The sequence below is a fragment of the Marinobacter sp. MA genome (assembly GCF_048298425.1).
GTDB classification, from domain to species: Bacteria; Pseudomonadota; Gammaproteobacteria; order Pseudomonadales; family Oleiphilaceae; genus Marinobacter; species Marinobacter salsuginis.
Genome location: NZ_CP103058.1, coordinates 3029328 through 3047379 on the forward strand (window position 1 = coordinate 3029328; position 18052 = coordinate 3047379).

General features: G+C 56.4%; 12 protein-coding genes. 4 read left to right on the forward strand and 8 right to left on the reverse strand.

The window, feature by feature from the left end:
• Positions 1-58: 58 nt before the first annotated feature.
• The gene (locus NUW46_RS14000) at positions 59-2143 is read left to right on the forward strand and encodes an EAL domain-containing protein (protein WP_136631656.1); all 2085 of its coding nucleotides are present in this window, start codon (positions 59-61) and stop codon (positions 2141-2143) included.
• 11 nt (positions 2144-2154) lie between these two features.
• Here the strand turns inward: NUW46_RS14000 and serB are convergent, their stop codons facing one another.
• A complete protein-coding gene (gene serB, locus NUW46_RS14005) occupies positions 2155-3387 on the reverse strand; it encodes a phosphoserine phosphatase SerB (RefSeq protein ID WP_069183011.1) in 1233 nt (410 codons plus the stop codon).
• Complete coding sequence (parC, locus tag NUW46_RS14010) at positions 3380-5689, reverse strand: DNA topoisomerase IV subunit A (protein WP_305966702.1); 2310 nt, start codon at positions 5687-5689, stop codon at positions 3380-3382. Before parC ends, serB begins: the two co-directional genes overlap by 8 nt.
• 278 nt (positions 5690-5967) lie before the next feature.
• Between parC and NUW46_RS14015 the strand changes: the two genes are divergently transcribed.
• Positions 5968-6210, forward strand: a complete 243-nt coding sequence (locus NUW46_RS14015; RefSeq protein WP_069183009.1) for a hypothetical protein — start codon at positions 5968-5970, stop codon at positions 6208-6210.
• 126 nt (positions 6211-6336) lie between these two features.
• Positions 6337-7974, forward strand: coding sequence for a methyl-accepting chemotaxis protein (locus NUW46_RS14020; protein WP_222464998.1), 1638 nt, complete (start codon positions 6337-6339; stop codon positions 7972-7974).
• Positions 7975-8008: 34 nt separating this feature from the next.
• On the opposite strand, the gene NUW46_RS14025 is transcribed toward NUW46_RS14020, so the two are convergent.
• Positions 8009-8590: a YceI family protein gene (locus NUW46_RS14025; RefSeq protein ID WP_069183007.1), complete on the reverse strand. Its 582-nt coding sequence runs from the start codon at positions 8588-8590 to the stop codon at positions 8009-8011.
• A gap of 68 nt (positions 8591-8658) precedes the next feature.
• Positions 8659-9204, reverse strand: coding sequence for a cytochrome b (locus NUW46_RS14030; protein WP_305966701.1), 546 nt, complete (start codon positions 9202-9204; stop codon positions 8659-8661).
• Between the two features lie 517 nt (positions 9205-9721).
• On the opposite strand from NUW46_RS14030, the gene NUW46_RS14035 reads away from it, so the two are divergent.
• Positions 9722-11008, forward strand: a complete 1287-nt coding sequence (locus NUW46_RS14035; RefSeq protein WP_069183005.1) for an EAL domain-containing protein — start codon at positions 9722-9724, stop codon at positions 11006-11008.
• On the opposite strand, the gene NUW46_RS14040 is transcribed toward NUW46_RS14035, so the two are convergent.
• From NUW46_RS14040 to NUW46_RS14055, 4 genes are all read right to left on the reverse strand, one after another.
• Positions 11003-12781: an SLC13 family permease gene (locus NUW46_RS14040; RefSeq protein ID WP_069183004.1), complete on the reverse strand. Its 1779-nt coding sequence runs from the start codon at positions 12779-12781 to the stop codon at positions 11003-11005. The genes NUW46_RS14035 and NUW46_RS14040 overlap by 6 nt on opposite strands.
• A gap of 95 nt (positions 12782-12876) precedes the next feature.
• On the reverse strand, positions 12877-14772 hold the full coding sequence (gene parE / locus NUW46_RS14045; protein ID WP_305966700.1) for a DNA topoisomerase IV subunit B: 1896 nt from the start codon (positions 14770-14772) through the stop codon (positions 12877-12879).
• Positions 14773-14839: 67 nt separating this feature from the next.
• Positions 14840-15313, reverse strand: a complete 474-nt coding sequence (locus tag NUW46_RS14050; RefSeq protein ID WP_305966699.1) for a protease complex subunit PrcB family protein — start codon at positions 15311-15313, stop codon at positions 14840-14842.
• Complete coding sequence (locus NUW46_RS14055; protein ID WP_418140402.1) at positions 15313-17805, reverse strand: S8 family serine peptidase; 2493 nt, start codon at positions 17803-17805, stop codon at positions 15313-15315. The genes NUW46_RS14050 and NUW46_RS14055 overlap by 1 nt, the downstream gene beginning before the upstream one ends.
• Between the last annotated feature and the right edge of the window lie 247 nt (positions 17806-18052).

Genomic DNA, 18052 nt, shown 5'->3' on the forward strand with positions numbered 1-18052 from the left:
CAACCCCTGCATCATTCAGCGTTAGTGAATGAACCGTGTATCACGAGACGCCCTTCGAATGCAGAAAAAGAACGCGACCGTACACCTGCTGATTCTTGATCCATCGCAAAACGATGCCGAATCGCTGGTCAGCCTGCTCCGCAACTCCGGCAAGGCCACCCGAGCCCACAGAATCACCTCGGAAGAAGATCTTGAGGAGACGCTGAAAGCGGGAAACTGGGATCTCCTTCTGGCCCGTGATCTGGACCAGGAATTCTCGGCCGATGATGCCCTTGCCATGATCCGCAGGATGGACAAGGACATTCCGTTTATCCTCCTAACGGAAGAGGAAAGCCGCGAACGCACGGTTGGCATGATGAAGGCAGGCGCCCAGGATACTGTGGCTTTTGAGCATACCGACCTGATTGTTCTGAAGGTAAACCGGGAGCTGGCTGCCCTTGATGAGCGCAGAAGACGTCGTGTTCTGGAATCCCACCTGCGAGAGGCAGAACAGCGCTGCCAGTTGCTCCTCGAGAGCTCCAAGGATGCCATTGCCTACATCAACGACGGCATGCATATCTATGCCAACCAGTCGTACATGGAATTCCTCGGATACGACGATATTGACGACCTTATCTGCGTTCCTGTGCTGGACACCCTTACTCCGGAAAGCCAGGAAAAGTACAAGGAGTTCATGAAGTCGTTTGCCGAAAAGGGCGAAGACGGCATGACCATGAACTGCACGGCACGGCGTAGCGACGATCACGAATTGAACGTCACGATGTCGGTATCGGCTGCGACCTATGACGGCGAGGCCTGCACACAGATTGTGTTGCAGCCCGAGCACAGCGATGCGGAACTGGAAGAAAAGCTTCGCCAGATCAGCAGCCAAGATCTTTTGACTGGCCTCTACAACCGTCAGTACCTGATGGATGCACTCGCCGAAGCCATTGCCACTGCCGGCAAGAAGAATGAGACAGGTGCGCTGGCTTACATCGCCCTGGACAACTTCATGAGCATGAAGGGGCAGGTAGGCATTTCCGGCGCAGACTTGCTCTTGGGGGATCTGGCCAACCTGCTCAAGGAACAGGCCGGAGAGGATCTCACCCTGGCACGTCTGAGCGACGATGCCTTCAGCCTGCTGTGCCAGCCATGCGACGAAGGCACGATGGTCGAACACGCGGAGCGTATCCGTAAGGCCGTAGAAGACCATCTTTTCGACATCAATGATCGCACGGTACAGCTGACTGTGAGCATCGGTGTTGCGTCAATTACCGAGAACTCTCCGAAGGCCGAGGAGCTCATGGCCCGGGCGCATACGGCGTCTGCGGAAGTGCGCAAGCTTGAGGGTCATGCCGAAGGCAACGGTGTGGTGGTGTACAACCCGGCCGACTTCGAAACACTGGATCAAAGCAATTCGGTGGAAGCGATTCAGAAAGCCCTGGAAGACAACCGATTCCGCCTTCTGTTCCAACCGATCATCAACCTGCGCGGTGAAGGCGAAGAGCATTACGAAGCCTTCGTGCGTATGCTCGACAAGGACGACGAGGAAGTCTCCCCCTATGACTTCCTGCCGCCAACGGGCCCGAGCGACACCGCTATCAAGATCGACCGCTGGGTTATCCTGCAGACCATCAAGCAGCTCTCCAGCCACCGGTCACGGGGTCACGATACCCGCCTGTTTCTCAATGTGACGGCTGAAACCCTGCAGGATAAGACCTTCACTCCGTGGCTGAGTGTCGCCCTGAAGGCCGCTCGCCTGCCGGGCGACTCCCTGATCTTCCAGATCCGTGAAGGCGATGCCAACAACTTCATGAAGCAGGCGAAAGACTTCACCAAAGCGGTCCACGAGCTTCACTGCAAGGTATCCATCGCCCAGTTCGGCTGCGCCCTCAATCCGTTCAATACCCTGAAGCACATCGATACCGACTACGTGAAAATCGATGGTTCCTTCACGGAAGAAATCCAGAAGAGCGATGAGGCCAAGGAGCAGGTCAAGGAAATGGTCAAGAGCCTGCAGTCCAGCGGCAAGCTCACCATCATTCCGCTGGTGGAGAACGCCGGCGTTCTCGCCACACTATGGCAGGCCGGCGTGAATTACATTCAGGGCTACTATCTGCAGGCGCCGGTACCGGAAATGAACTACGACTTCGGCGACAACTGAGTCTGATCGGCTCAGAAGTCGGCGTTTTCCAGACTCTGGTTGGTTTCGCTCTCCCGGAAACCAATCAGATAAAGGATTGCGTCCAGACCCAGCGTGGAAATCGCATGGCGAGCCGACTCCTTGACCAGGGGCTTGGCACGGAACGCCACACCCAGGCCAGCCTGACTGAGCATGGGGAGGTCATTGGCGCCATCACCGACGGCAATCACCTGTTCCCGGGAAATATGCTCCTTCTCGGCGATCTCCAGCAGCAGTTCTGCCTTCCGCTTGCCGTCCACAATCTGCCCTGACACCCGTCCGGTGACCTTGCCAGCCTCGATCTCAAGCTCGTTGGCGTAGATGTAATCGATGCCAAGTTTGCGCTGCAGATGACGGGCAAAGTAGGTGAATCCGCCCGACAGGATGGCCGTGCGATAACCCAGTGCCTTGAGACTCCGAATCAGGTGCTCAGCCCCCTCAGTCATTCGCAGCCGTGAGGCGATGCCCTCAAGTACCGACTCGTCCAGCCCCTTCAAAAGCGCAAGACGCTCGGCGAAACTCTGGCTGAAATCCAGTTCGCCCTGCATGGCCCTCTCGGTAATCTCCGCCACCTGCTCGCCCACGCCGGCTTCCGCCGCGAGCTCGTCGATCACTTCGGCTTCGATCAGCGTGGAGTCCATATCAAAGACCACGAGACGACGATTACGCCGGAAAATGGAATCCTCCTGGAACGCAATATCCACATTCATTTCGCCGGCGATGTGCAGGAAGTCCGCGCGCAACTGCTCGAGATCCGATGGTGTACCCCGAACCGAAAACTCGACACAGGCAATCCGGTTATCGGCGGCGTTCAGCGAAGGCCGGGCAGACAGCCGGGAAATATTGTCGATATTCAGGCCGTGGCGGGCGGTAATGGCCGAAACACGGGCAATCTGCTCGGCTTTGATATCGCGGGCAAGCAGCGTCACGATGTAGCAGGCCCGGTTCCGGGCGGCGGCCCAGGATTGGTATTCCTCCACCGTGATGGGCGCAAACCGCACCTGCAGATCCAGGGCATGGAGCCGGAACAACAGATCCCTGATGACCGGAGAGGATTTGGACTCGTCCGGAATTTCGATCAGGATGCCCCAGGTCAGGTGATCGTGGATGACCGCCTGGCCAATATCCAGAATCCGCACATCGTAACGCCCCATGATGCCGGTGATTTCCGACGTCAGGCCCGGTTTGTCACGTCCGGAGACATTAATCAGTACCAATTCACTCACTGTCGACACCCTCACTGTCTGAGCCGGCCTCTTCCTGCGCCCGAGCAGCGGAAGGAATCACGTCGATGCCATCAACCCGTTGCAGTCCCCTGGGCAGCTTGTGGCCGCGCCGGCCCCGCTCTCCGAGGTAGTGTTCAAGGTCACTGAACTGGAGCCCCATCTTGCGCTTGCCTGCCCGGACCTCCAACTGGTCGTCCTCGGCAAATACGGCCACTGCTACCACATATTCCTCGCGGTTCTGGACCCTGGCAGAAGGAATGCTGATGATCTTGTTACCCTTACCCTTGGCGAGTTCCGGCAGCTCGCTCAGCGGGAACACCAGCATACGGCCCTCGTTGGACACCGCTCCAAGGTACAATGTTTTTTCAGTGCTCGGTATTACCACCGGAGCCATGATCCTGGCTCCTTTGGGGACACTCACTACCGCCTTGCCATTGCGGTTTTTGCTGATCATGTCGTTCAGTGATGTAACAAAACCGTAGCCGCCATCGGTGACCAGCAGTGCCTTGCGTGACGGATCCCCCATCAACAGCCCGGAGAAGCTTGCCCCTGAAGGAGGGTTGATCCGCCCGGTTAACGGCTCGCCCTGCCCCCTGGCAGACGGCAGGCTGTGAGCCATCAGCGAATAGGCCCGCCCGGTGGAATCCAGGAAGATCGCCTGCTGGTTATTGCGCCCCCGGGCTGCCAGTGAGAAACGGTCACCGGCTTTATAGCTCAGACCTTCCGGCTCAATGTCGTGCCCTTTGGCGGCGCGAACCCAGCCTTTCTCGGACAACACAACGGTGACAGGATCATTCGAAACCAGATCCACTTCACTGAAGGCCCGGGCCTCTTCACGCTCGACAATAGGTGAGCGACGGTCATCGCCAAAGGTTTCGGCATCTGCCTGCAGCTCGCTCTTGATCAGCTCGCGGAGCCGGTCTTCAGAACCGAGAATGGACTGAAGTTCATCCCGTTCGGCTGAGAGCTCATCCTGCTCGCCGCGAATTTTCATTTCCTCGAGCTTGGCCAGATGGCGCAGTTTCAATTCGAGGATGGCTTCGGCCTGATCGGCAGACAAACCGAAACGGGCCATCAACTCGGCCTTGGGCTTGTCTTCAGTACGGATGATTTCGATCACTTCATCAATGTTGAGATAAGCAATCAGCAAGCCTTCCAGGATATGCAGGCGAGCAAGAACCTTGTCCAGGCGATGCTGGAGACGACGGATTACAGTAGTGCGACGGAAGGCCAGCCACTCGGTCAGAATCTGCTGCAATCCCTTCACGCCCGGCCGGCCGTCATTACCGATCACATTGATGTTGACCCGATAGGTTTTCTCGAGATCGGTGCTGGCGAACAGGTGCGCCATCAAGCCATCAAGATCGACCCGATTGGAGCGGGGCACAATCACCAGGCGGGTCGGATTTTCGTGATCGGATTCGTCACGAAGGTCGGCCACCATCGGAAGCTTCTTGGTCTGCATCTGGTGGGCAATCTGCTCCAGCACACGGTTACCGGAGACCTGGTGTGGGAGGTCCATAACCACGATTTCGCCGCTTTCCCGAATCCAGCGGGCGCGCATCCGCAAGGATCCGCGGCCGGTTTCGTACATCTGCCGGATATCCTTCCGGGGAGTAATGATTTCCGCCTGGGTCGGAAAATCCGGGCCTTTGATGTGTTCACAAAGCTCTTCCACCGTCGCCCCGGGCTGATCCAGCAGGCGTATACAGGCGGCGGTCACTTCCCGCACGTTGTGCGGCGGGATATCGGTGGCCATACCAACCGCAATACCGGTGGTGCCATTCAGAAGTACATGGGGCAACCTGGCAGGCAGTACCGACGGCTCTTCCATGGTGCCATCAAAATTGGGCACCCAGTCCACCGTACCTTGCCCAAGTTCTCCCAGAAGCACTTCCGCGAAAGGCGCCAGGCGGGATTCGGTGTAACGCATGGCAGCAAAAGATTTTGGGTCATCCGGCGAGCCCCAGTTCCCCTGCCCGTCCACCAGCGGGTAACGGTAAGAAAAAGGCTGGGCCATCAGCACCATGGCTTCGTAACACGCGCTGTCACCATGGGGGTGAAATTTACCCAGCACATCGCCCACGGTGCGCGCGGACTTCTTGTATTTCGAGGTGGATTTCAGTCCCAGCTCGGACATGGCATAGACAATTCGCCTCTGAACCGGTTTCAGGCCATCGCCGACATTGGGAAGTGCCCGGTCAAGAATGACGTACATGGAATAATCGAGATAGGCCTTCTCCGTGTAATCCCGGAGCGAAACCCTCTCGAAGCCTTCATCCGTAGTCTGAAACTCTGGCATGGATGCCTCTTTGATTGCCTGTGTTGCCTGATTTGAAAACCGTCGGTGATGCAGTGCCCTGGTCCCGGAATAATCACCGGACAGCAGGAGCGCACATTATATGGAGCAAGGCGCCGATACACCAACAACCTGCGGATTTATTGGCCAAAAACGGACCTCTGCTGCACAGACGTCTGATTCCAATAGCGGAATTCCCGCATGGAGAGTCTGTAAGGTGGGCCGTATTCTCGCATTCAGTGAATAGAAGACCGTTTTACTTCTCTGACAAGCGGAACACTATGAAACCCAACATCAAAGCCTGCGGGCAAGCCATGGTCACAGCCATGGTAAATGCAGTTCTGGCGGTAGCACTGATGCTCCTTGTGGAGTTTGCAATCAGTGGTAGCTTCCAGATTCCCGAGACCTATCTCTGGGCAGGATTGCTGATCTGGGTGGTCATTTTCGCGGGACAGTTCTGGCGACAGCGACATCTCTGCAGATCCTGCGACACACCATCGGAATCACCCGACCCCTCCCGATAACCCGATCTGCTCCCGGCCAGAATGCTGCCTCCTTGACCGGGAGCAATTACCCGGTTGTTTTTCAAATCATTCTCTTCCCCGATGCTATATTGGCAATAAGCCAAACCGACAGTACGGGAGAGATCTATGGATTTTGGTAAGCGTTTGGGGCTTCGGGTAAAAGTTGCTTTGCCTTTCGCTATTACTGCAGTAGCCCTGATTGTTATCGGATTATTCGCTGTCAGTACCGTCCGGAATCTGGTCTCCGACACCGACAACATTGCCGAAACCTACCTGCCATCCGTCAGCGAAATCCTCAATGGTGACCGGGATCTCTACCAGGCAATGGTGGCCCAGATGGCCTTTGTGGACGCCCAGTTCAACAATGAGGAGGGTGAGAACTACCTCGCCAGTTTCGATGAAAATGCTGGACAGGCTCTCGAACGCTTTAACCAGGCGGTGGCCAGGCTTGAAGGCACTGGTGTATCCGATGTTGCCAGAGGGTTTGATACGGCCTATGAGCGTTGGCTGAGTTCCGCCCAACGAGTTCTCCAGCTGGCAGAGTCGGGAGATCCCGAGCAGGCACGATCGTTGGCAGCCAGTGAGACCAACGAGCTTTTCGATAATCTCCGCAATTACTTTGATGAGGTTGGCGCCCACGCCGATGCACAGGCCCAGATTCGAGCTGGTGAAGCCTCGTCTGAGGGCCAAAGCAGCTCGGTGACCATCCTTTTGATAACGGTCGTCGCCATACTGATCAGTATTGGGCTCTTCGCTGTATTCCTGAAAATGATTATCGCATCGATTGGTGCGCTCAGGGATCAACTTGACAATATCGCCCAGGGAGAAGGCGATCTGACCCAGCGAATTCCGGTCGAGATGGATGATGATCTGGGCAAACTCGCAAAAAGCTTCAACCTCGTCCTGGAAAACCTGCAATCGATGATTGGCTCCATCCAGCAGTTGACCCGGGAGCTTGGCACTGGTGCTTCAGATCTTGCCCGGGCGGCGAAGGATAACAACGATGGCGTGACGCGACAGACGGACTCCATTTCCATGGTCGCCACTGCCATCAACGAGATGCAGAGTGCCATCGAAGAGGTTGCCGGCAACGCCTCCAGGGCCGCGGAGATTACACGGGAGGCGGAAGAAAAGGGCAAGAACGGCGCACGAATTATCCGCAGCTCTTCAGAGCAGGTGCACCGGCTGGCCGCCCAGATTTCAAAAGCCGTGGAAGTCATCCGCAAGCTGTCTGACGATTCCGACAACATCACGTCCGTTCTGGACGTAATCAGGGGCATTGCCGAGCAAACCAACCTGCTGGCATTGAACGCCGCTATCGAGGCAGCACGTGCCGGCGAGCAGGGACGGGGCTTTGCCGTTGTTGCCGATGAAGTCAGGACCCTGGCGCAACGTACAGGGCAATCGACGGAAGATATTCAGACGATGATCACCACGCTGCAGACCGGCGTTGCGGACATTGTCTCGGTGATGGAGACGGGCAGCAAGGAGGCAAGCGAAACCGAAAAACTGGCCACCGATGCAGAATCTGAACTCAAAGCCATTCTGGAGGCTATGGCAAACATTGCAGATGTGAACACCAGTGTTGCGTCGGCCACTGAAGAACAGACTCAGGTAGTGGACGAGATCAACCGCAGCATCACTGAAATCAACGATCTGGCAACAGAGAGCGCAAATCGCTCACGGGATATTGATGGAATCAGTGAATCCCTCGAGGGCTATGCGAGGGAACTGGAAAGTCAGACAGGCAGATTCCGGGTCTAGGCCCGGAATCTGTCAGTGGCAGGGTCAGCCAGGATTACTGCCGGATACCCTCGACAGAAATGATGATCTCAACGGTCTCGGAGGCCTTTCCGAGATCCATCGGGATACCGAAGTCTTTCAGGCGAAGCTCGGTTTCCGCTTCAAAACCCATGCGATAGCCTCCCCAGGGGTCCTCACCATGGCCCAGCATTTCGGCATCCAGGGTAACTTCCTTGGTAACACCACGGAGAGTCAGGTCACCGATGATATCGGCCTCGCCTTCTTCATCCAGCACCACGCGCTTGCTCTTGAAAGTTGCCTGCGGAAACTCGTCCACATACAGGAAGTCTTCGCTACGCAGGTGCTTGTCACGCTCTGCATGATTGGAATCCACACTGCTGGTATCGATCGTTACGTTCACGGTGCTGTTTTCCGGATTCTCGGCGTCATAAACAAATTCGCCGTCAAAATCGTTAAAACGCCCGTAGAGCCAGCTATAGCCCAGGTGGGAAATCTTGAAAGTGACGAACTGGTGGGCGCCTTTGGTATCAAAGGCATAGGTGCCACTGTGCTCGTCGGCATGAACCGCACCAACGAGCGCCATCGACACGGCAGAGGCAAGCAGGACTTTTTTCATGATTAACTCCCTTATTTCATAGATGCCCGACTCCCGGGCGTTACACGATGAGAAAAACGGCAGACGGATCACTTCCCGAACATACGCCACAAGGTCCGATCACGATCAAACAGATGGTGTTTCAGAGCCCCGGCCGCATGGACCGCTGCAAGGGCCACGATTGCCCATGTTGACCAGTAGTGAACGATCCCGGCGGTGTCTTCCATTCCCTTGATCTGGCCGGTAACTGATGGCACCTCAAACCAGCCGAAAACGCTGATTGAAGAACCGTCCGCTGTTGAAATCAGGTAACCGCTCACCATGGCAACGAAGATCAGCACATACAGCAGGAGGTGGGCCATGTGAGCGCTTCGGATCTCCCAGCACTTGTGACCGGGCAACGGCTCCGGCGCCTCGTTCAACATTCGCCAGGCCACCCGAAACAGCATCACCATCAGCAAAAGAATTCCGATGCTGCGATGGATATCGGGTGCTCTGCGATACCAGTCGTCGTAATACGACAGATCCACCATCCAGAAACCGAGCCCGAAAAGTCCAAGAACAACCACTGCGACAAGCCAGTGGATAATGATCGCCACTAAACCGTAGCTGGCCGGAGTGTTTCTGAATTGCATGATGAAAAATGACCCTATTCCCTGGTTAAAGATGATTCGGCGAGTTTAGAAACTCGGAACGACGAAAAAAATCGAAATCTTTTGCAGCGCTACATCAGAATTTCTGACCATTCCCTCGCCTTTTGCCTTTGGTCGCATACGGGTTTTACGGATTGCTCAAAATTATAGCAACGATAGACTTGATGCATATTTGAACGCCCCGTCTGGGGCCTCAGTGACCGAGAGGACAGGACATGGAACTCGAATTCGACGAAAGCGTGGTTGTACCCAGCAACAATTGATTCTCTGGCGGTCCGCCCGGGCCGCTGGGCTCCTCTCCCCATCTCAAGACAGCCAAAGATACAAACCGTTTCCACTTTCCACATGAAACAGTGGTAATAAACGCGTTTTTTTGGCAATCTTCCCTCCAACTATCAGTAACTTCGCAAGTTTTACTGCGTCATCTGTACTGATAAAAGACAGTTCAGGCGCCAGACTGGGGCGGCTGATGCGTTCGTTTAATTGACCAGAATCAGCTATGTCGAAACGCCTCCCTGAAAAGCTGACAGATCCCGAAGTGGAACTGTTATCCCCTATGCTGAACAGGGAAGGTGATACATGGACTGCCGATTTTCGCGGACTGACCCTCAGAACAGCACTCCAGCCCATCTACAGCATTTCGCACAAGCGCATCGTCGGTTACGAGGCTTTGATCAGAGCGTTTGATAACGATAACTCCGCCGTCCTGCCGCTCCATCTTTTTCAGCTACCGACTTCAGACGCGGAAAACCTGCTCCTCGACCGCCTGTGCCGATACCTTCACATACGTAATTACAGTGGCATCCGCGATCAACTGAACTGGCTTTTCCTTAACGTCTCTCCGCAAGTGGTCACCAGCGGCAGCCAAGCCGATTCGTTTTTCGGTCAATTGCTCACCAAGACCGGGCTTCCGCCGCACCGTATTGTCATGGAAATCGTCGAGCAGCCAACAGACGATGCAGAAAGGCTGCGGGAAACCGTTGCCTACTACAAAAAACTGGGCTGCCTGACGGCGATTGATGATTTCGGCGCCGGCCACTCCAATTTCGAGCGAATCTGGAACCTGTCCCCGGACATCGTCAAGCTGGACCGGAAGCTGCTGACCCGGGCAACAGACGATCACAAAGCCCGACAGATTCTGAATGGCATCGTGTCACTGCTGCACCAGTCCGGCTGCCTGGTGCTTCTGGAAGGTGTTGAAACCCGCGATCAGGCGATGATCGCCATTGATGCCGGCGTGGACTTCGTGCAAGGCTTCTATTTCCGCAGACCTAGTACCGAACTGGACCAACTGGCCCACGGGCCTGCCGATTTCGACAATCTGTTGCAGGAATACAAGAACCGCAACCAGGTTACCCTGGACCCGACACGGCAATTGGTGGACTTCTTCAGTGGCTTTTTTGACCATGCCATCAGCAAGCTCCGCAGCGGTATGAGCATGCAACAATCCTGTCTGGAGCTGCTGAATCACCCCGCCGTCTCACGCTGCTACCTGGTCGACGATAAAGGCGTTCAGATCGATGACACGCTGGTTTCCGACACCGGTACCCGCAGCATGGACCCGCGTTTTAAACCTCTGGAGAGTACCAGCAGTGCCGACTGGTTCCGCCAACAGTACCTACGCCAGGCTTTGGCCCACCCGGAAAGCCTGCACGTCACCGCACCGTATCTCTGCGTTACCGGTGCTTATATGTGTGTCACTCTGTCATTGGGGTATTTTCAGGACGGAAAACTCCAGGTGCTCTGCTGCGACATTCTCGCCAACCCGACCGAGCAAACCTCATAATCCGGGATTTATGTCGTAAACCAGTGCAATGACCACGACCGTGACTGCCCCAATGAACAGGTTCATCGGCAGCCCCACCCGCACAAAATCACTGAATCGGTAACCGCCCGGCCCGAACACCATCATGTTGGTCTGATACCCCAGTGGCGTGGCAAAGCTGGCCGAGGCGGCCATCATGACGGCGATCACGAAAGGCTCGGCAGCGACTCCCATACTGGTCGTCATCGACAGAACAATGGGAATGACCAGCACAGCGGCAGCGTTGTTCGTAATAACCTCAGTTAGCACCGACACCACAAGATAGACCAGAAGGATGGTCAGAAGCACATTGCCCTGACTGAAGCCAAGAATGCCCTCAGCGACAAAGCCCGCGGCGCCGGTCTGTTCCAGCGCTGCGCCCATGGCAAATGACGCCGCGATCGTAAGAATAACCGGCACATCGACCGATTTCTGGGCCTGGCCGACCGAGCAGCAGCCGGACAGAATCATCGCAGCCGCACCTAACAAGGCCGCATTCAGCATGCTCAGCGTGCCGCAGGCAGCGAGGCCCACCAACACCAACAGGATTCCCCAGGACAGCCAGGCGCGGTCGTGCCGAGGCGTCTCGGTTTCAAGGTCATTGATCAGCAGGAAGTCCTTGTTATAGCGCTGGCGACTTACAAACGCGGGGCGTGCTTCCAGAAGCAGCACATCGCCCGGCTTGAGTCGAATGTTACCGAGGTTGCCGGACACACGCTCACCACCCCTTGCAACAGCCAGGACGACAGCACCGTATCGGTCACGGAACCGCGCATCGCGGATGGTCGAGCCCAGTACATCAGACTGCGGCGACAAAGCCGCTTCCACGAGACGGCGTTCGGCCCGGTCCTTGCTCAGGCTGGGCTCATCTTCGTGAACCGAAGGAACAATACCGTTGATGCGCAGGAGGTCTGAAATCGCCTGGGTATCGCCGGCGAACACCAGCCTATCTCCTCCCCGAAGCCGTTCCTCGGAAGGCACGGCGGTAACCACGCTGCCATCCCGTTCGATCTCGACCAGATAAAGCCTCTCCAGCTCCCGAAGCCCTGCCTCACCGACGGTCTTCCCGACCAGCGGCCCGTCGAATGACACCGCCACCTCAAGAGTAAATTCCCTCATGGAGCCGAATTTCTGCTGATCCTTGCGGTCCGGGAGTACCCGGGGCATAACCAGCAACAGCGCCGCGACTCCGATGATGGCCACCGGAAGCCCAACCGCTGTAATGGAGAAAATGGAGAATCCCTGCTCGCCGGTCAGTTGCTGATACTGGCCATTCACTACCAGATTGGTGCTGGTTCCGATCAATGTGAGAGTGCCCCCGAGGATGGCGGAATAGCTCAGGGGAATCATCAGTTTCGACGGAGAGATTCCAATTTTACGCGACCAGGCGTGCACCGCCGGAATCATGGTGGCGACAACCGGAGTGTTATTGAGAAAGCCGCTCAGAAGGGAGACCGGGAGTGCGATCCGCGCCTGTGCCGAGCGGACGGTCCGGGGATTGCGAAGCAGATGATGCACCAGCAGATCGACGCCGCCGGAATGGTGAATGCCCGCGGCCACCACAAACATGGCTACAACGGTAATCAGGCCGCTGTTGCTGAATCCGGCAAGGGCTTGATCCGCAGAAACAATTCCGCTGGCACTGAGCACCACGAGCACACCCATCATAATCAGATGGGGCGCAAATCGCCCTGCACTCATCAGTATCAGCGCGGTGCCTGCGAGGCCCAGCGCAAACCAGCCCTGCCAGTCCATCAACGGTTCTTCCCGATCAGAAAACTGGCAGGATAACGAGTTTACAGAATGCAGAGAAAGAATAAAGAATGCTTTTTATAGCACCTTACGGCATATCAAACTTCAATGTCGGCCATGTTGCCGTAGGTCTCCAGCCAGGCTCTCCGATCGGATGCGCGCTTCTTGCCTAACAGCATGTCCATACGGCTATCAGTGTCGTCACCGTCCTCTATGGTCAGCATAACCAGTCGACGGGTATCCGGAGCCATGGTTGTTTCCCGCAGCTGGAGCGGGTTCATTTCACCCAGGCCCTTGAAGCGTGTCACCGAAATCTTGCCCTTGCGTTTCTCGGCAGCAATGCGGTCGATGATGCCCTGCTTTTCATGTTCGTCGAGGGCGTAGAAGGTTTCCTTGCCCAGATCTACCCGATACAGCGGCGGCATGGCGACGAACACATGGCCAGCGGCCACCACAGGGCGGAAGTGTTTTACGAACAGCGCGCACAGTAGCGTGGCAATATGAAGACCATCCGAGTCCGCATCGGCGAGGATACAGATCTTGTTGTACCGAAGGCCATCAAGCTGGTCAGAACCCGGATCTACACCAATGGCAACGGCAATATCATGGACCTCCTGGGATGCCAGAATCTCGCCGGAGTCCACCTCCCAGGTGTTGAGGATCTTGCCGCGCAGCGGCATCACTGCCTGGAACTCCCGATCCCGGGCCTGTTTCGCGGAACCACCAGCGGAGTCGCCCTCCACCAGGAACAGCTCCGAACGGGCGGTATCACCGCCGGAACAGTCCGCCAGCTTACCGGGCAGCGCGGGCCCCGAGGTAACTTTCTTACGGGCCACTTTTTTACTGGCCCGCAGGCGGCGCTGGGCATTGCTGATAAAGAGTTCCGCCAGCGCCTCAGCGACATCGGTATGCTGGTTGAGCCAGAGACTGAAGGCATCCTTGACCACACCGGAGATGAAGGCGGCAGCCTCACGGGAAGAAAGGCGCTCTTTGGTCTGCCCCGAAAACTGTGGCTCCTGCATCTTGAAGGAGAGCACATAGGCTGCCCGCTCCCAGATATCTTCCGGTGAAAGCTTTACGCCACGAGGCAACAGATTACGGAACTCACAGAACTCGCGCATGGCTTCCAGCAGCCCCGTGCGCAATCCGTTTACATGAGTGCCACCCTGGGCCGTGGGGATCAGGTTGACGTAGCTCTCCATGATGGCTTCGCCGCCCTCGGGAAGCCACTGGATGGCCCAGTCCACCGCTTCCTTGTTGCCGGAAAAGCTGCCGGTGAAAGGCTCCAACGGCACCACTTCGATATCCGCCAGGGCAGTGCGCAGATAGTCCCGCAGCCCGTCTTCATAGAACCACTCATCTTTCTCGCCGGTTTTTTCCTGCAGGAAAGTCACCGTAAGGCCGGGACAAAGAACCGCTTTCGCTCTCAGGTTGTGGCGAAGCCGGCTGATCGAAAAGTTGGGGCTGTCGAAGTAAGTTATGTCCGGCGTGAATTTCAGGCGGGTACCTGTGTTGCGCTTGCCGACGGTATCGATCACTTCGAGCTCAGAGGCCTTCTCACCGTTGGCGAATGTCATCCTGTGGAGTTGGCCATCCCGCTTGATGGTCACTTCCAAATGGGTGGACAACGCGTTTACAACGGAAACACCGACACCATGGAGGCCACCAGAAAAGTTGTAGTTGCCCTGGGAAAATTTGCCGCCGGCGTGGAGGCGGGTCAGGATTAGTTCGACGCCAGGCAGGCCCTCTTCCTTGTGAAGGTCCACCGGCATGCCCCGGCCGTCGTCCTCAACGCTCAGAGAGCCATCACTGTACAACACCACATCAATACGTTTTGCGTGCCCTGCCAGCGCCTCATCCACACTGTTATCGATAACTTCCTGCGCCAGGTGATTGGGCCGACTGGTGTCCGTATACATCCCCGGCCGCTTGCGCACCGGATCCAGGCCGCTCAGTACTTCAATGGCATCGGCGTTATATTGTTGCTGGCTCATGGGCAGGAACTGACTCCGCGGTTGATATAAAAAGCTGAGCCATAGCTTAGGGATTCGTGACGAAAGATCAACGGTTGTTTTCTGCTCGGGTGATCTGGATATCGTCCCAGCCTTCAGCCGTCACCGCGATCACCGCGCATGGGGTGGTCAGGGCTTGAGTGACGATCATGCCGGGGGCGGGTTCGGTCACTCTGACCCTGAGTTCCAGGGTCCCACTCCGAATTTCGGAGGCGTCCAGGGTAACGCTGTAGCCGCCGGTTGGCTTCTGGCCAATAGCCGCCAGAACGATGTGCTCTCGCTCAAAGTCAATGTTTTTCAAAGACTCGAGGGAGAGGTTCCGACCAGGCAGGGCTTCCAGGTGCCGAACCTCCTCACGGCTTGTCAGATGAACATGACCCGGAGCGGTCAGACCGCAGTGTGCCGACTGGGTAATCTGGCGTGCCAGCGGCCCGCCCGCTGCAGTTTCAGAACGACTGCTCGCACACCCGGATGCCAGCAGCGTTGCAACCAGTAGAAATCCGGCGCGAAAGTAAATGGACATCAACGATTGGTCTCCAGGTTTCTCATTGGCTCAGCACTGGCGTTTCCATGGTTTTTCAGACGATAGCCCTCGAAACCGATGCGGGGCAATCCCATGGATGCAATGGTCGGGCGACGGAAGCTTGTGCTGAGACTGACTCCAGAAACCCGCCCTTCACCGATAACGATCTTCTCTGGCAGGCCATTTACCGGGTACTCAGCGCAAGCTTCACCACTTTCACAGATAAAGCCGTTGTTATCCGTGTCCGTTCCCGCAACCAGAAAATACTCCCCGGGCTCGATGTCATCGAACGAGAAGCTGTAGCTTCCGTCACGGGCAGTCACTACGCGCTGCTCAATGGTTTCGCGACTTTCATCAGGACTCACCAACAATACGTAATGGCGACCTGCGTCTCGCTCATCAGCCAATGCCCTGAGGTCTATAGAGACCGGGATCTCAACAGTTCCTGAATCTCCCCCGGCACTGTAATCGATTTCGATGGTGGTGGCATAAGTCTGCCCATCGATAACGTTTCCCTCCACCACAGTGACGGCCACCGACCCCGGCAGAGGGCTCCCAGCTGAAAGTGCGGGTTCGAGACTGATCAGATCGGAATTGAAGGAAACACCGTTTACCAAAACCGATTCGCCGTCGGGATACACTGAAAAGTCGAGATCACGACTGAAACGTGCAATATCAAACTCGAGTGCTGAGGGCGAAGGCAAGACAATGGTACTGACCGAACCTTCAAGGGCGGCGTCAACTGACTTGAGAGCATTCATCAGCCCGGCGCCGTATTCAACGCTGCTTCCGACGCTTTCTGTCAGCAGACCGGCTGCGAGCCAGGCGCGAAAGTTTGAGGGGCTGACAGTTTCACTATTCGCAGCTTTCATCAAGGCATAGATACCCGCGACGTGGGGAGCAGCCATCGAAGTACCCTGCAATCCCGCGTATGAGCGGATAAATTCGCCGCCATCGTCGACACCCCAGGTGCTAATGACAAGATCGGCATTACCATCCAGATTCGCATCCCTGGTGGCATCCCCGCCAGGGGCAACAAGATCCACTGACCCGCCGAAATTAGAGTAAGAGGCTCTCACCTTGCCCGCATCAACTGCGCCGACCCCAATCACTCGTTCAAAGGCTGCCGGGTAGGTCAATTCATCGGTTCCCTGGTTGCCTGCGGCTGCGACGACCAGCTTTCCGTTTGAATCCGCCCGGTTTATGGCCGCCTCCAACACGGTGCTTGGACCAACGCCTCCCAGACTGAGATTGATGACGTCGATATCCGGATTGGTTGCAGCCCAGTTCATCGCCGCCACCAGATCATCCAGAGTTCCTGCTCCGTCCCGGCCCAGTACCCGGACTGGCCACAGAGTGACATTGGGAGCCACTCCATCTACACCCTCGCCATTTGCCAGTGCCGCAACAATGCCGGCAACGTGAGTTCCGTGGAAGTTACTGCTCTGAGGTTTTCCGTCTCCCGGATCTGCGGGATTTCTGTCTCGACCTGGATCATTATCAATGTCGAGGTCTCCTGAGACGTAATCAAGAATCTGATTTGTATACGGAATGACGTTGGCATCAATGTCCAGATGCCAGTCTCCGTATGTCGATGGCGAAGAGCTGAACAACCCCGTATCCATAACCGCAACCCCCACACTCCCCCCCAAATCTGGCGCGGCCTGCCAGGCAAGTGGAAGACTGATGAGCGGCAGATTCCATTGCAGAGATGAGAGATCCCGATCCGCCTGAGCGCGATAGATGTAATTCGGCTCAGCAACCTCAACCCCGGGCTGCGTTTTCAGGTCAGCGATCCAGCGAAGCGTCTGATCACGCAAGCCTCCCGGCGTGCTGGAAGATTGAGAAACAACGACACCGACGGGGTCGCGCCGGATTAACCAGGCGCCCCGCCCCAGTGATTTCGCGGAGGAGGCTGACAAAGCGCCGGCGAGGCCCTGCGAACTGAAACGACCCTGTTCTTCCGGCGACATCAACACAATGGCCTCGTCGGGCACAAACTCTGGCTGGCTGTATTGAGCATTCTGGAAACTGGTAACGCCGGTAGTCGAAACAGACAGAACGTATCGAAAAGGACCACCACCTGCCGTTCTGACGCTGATTTCCGCCGGTCCTTCGGCAGGCGCACTCACCATCAGAGGCGTATCGCCTGCCCCCGAGTCTGAATCTGAGACACCGCCCTGCTCAACGGAAAGTGTAATCGTAGGCTCGGCAAAACCTGCATCTTTGAAAACCTGTACGGCAATCGTGCTGCCCGCTGCCAGATCTGTGCGAAATGTATCCTGGCCGTCGATGACATACTCAAATATAAACCCGTCAGGATCCGGGTAGATGCCAGAGGTGGCACTCAGATAGCCTCCCAAAATACCGGTTGAAGGGATTAACTGCGCGGTGCTCGACGAATCATTGGATACTGCTTCGTTCAGGCGGCTGTCATCAGCAGTATCCGAGTCCACCCGTGTTCCACTTTCGATCGTAATGGTGCCACTCAACCCGGGTTCCTGAGAATCCAGGCTGTCACCGCTACCTCCTCCCCCACAACCCACCAGGGAAAGCGCAGCGAGGAAAAGCGGGACTGATTTTGAAAGTGCAAGAGAATTCATAGGTCAGGCCACTGGCAGCAGGTCAATGTTGATTCCTAGGTTATACCAAACACGCTTCTCTCAAGTGTTCGGTTTCGTTCAAACTACGTTTCCCCTTGTATTCCAGATGCAAAAAAACCGCCTGAAGTTTCCCTCA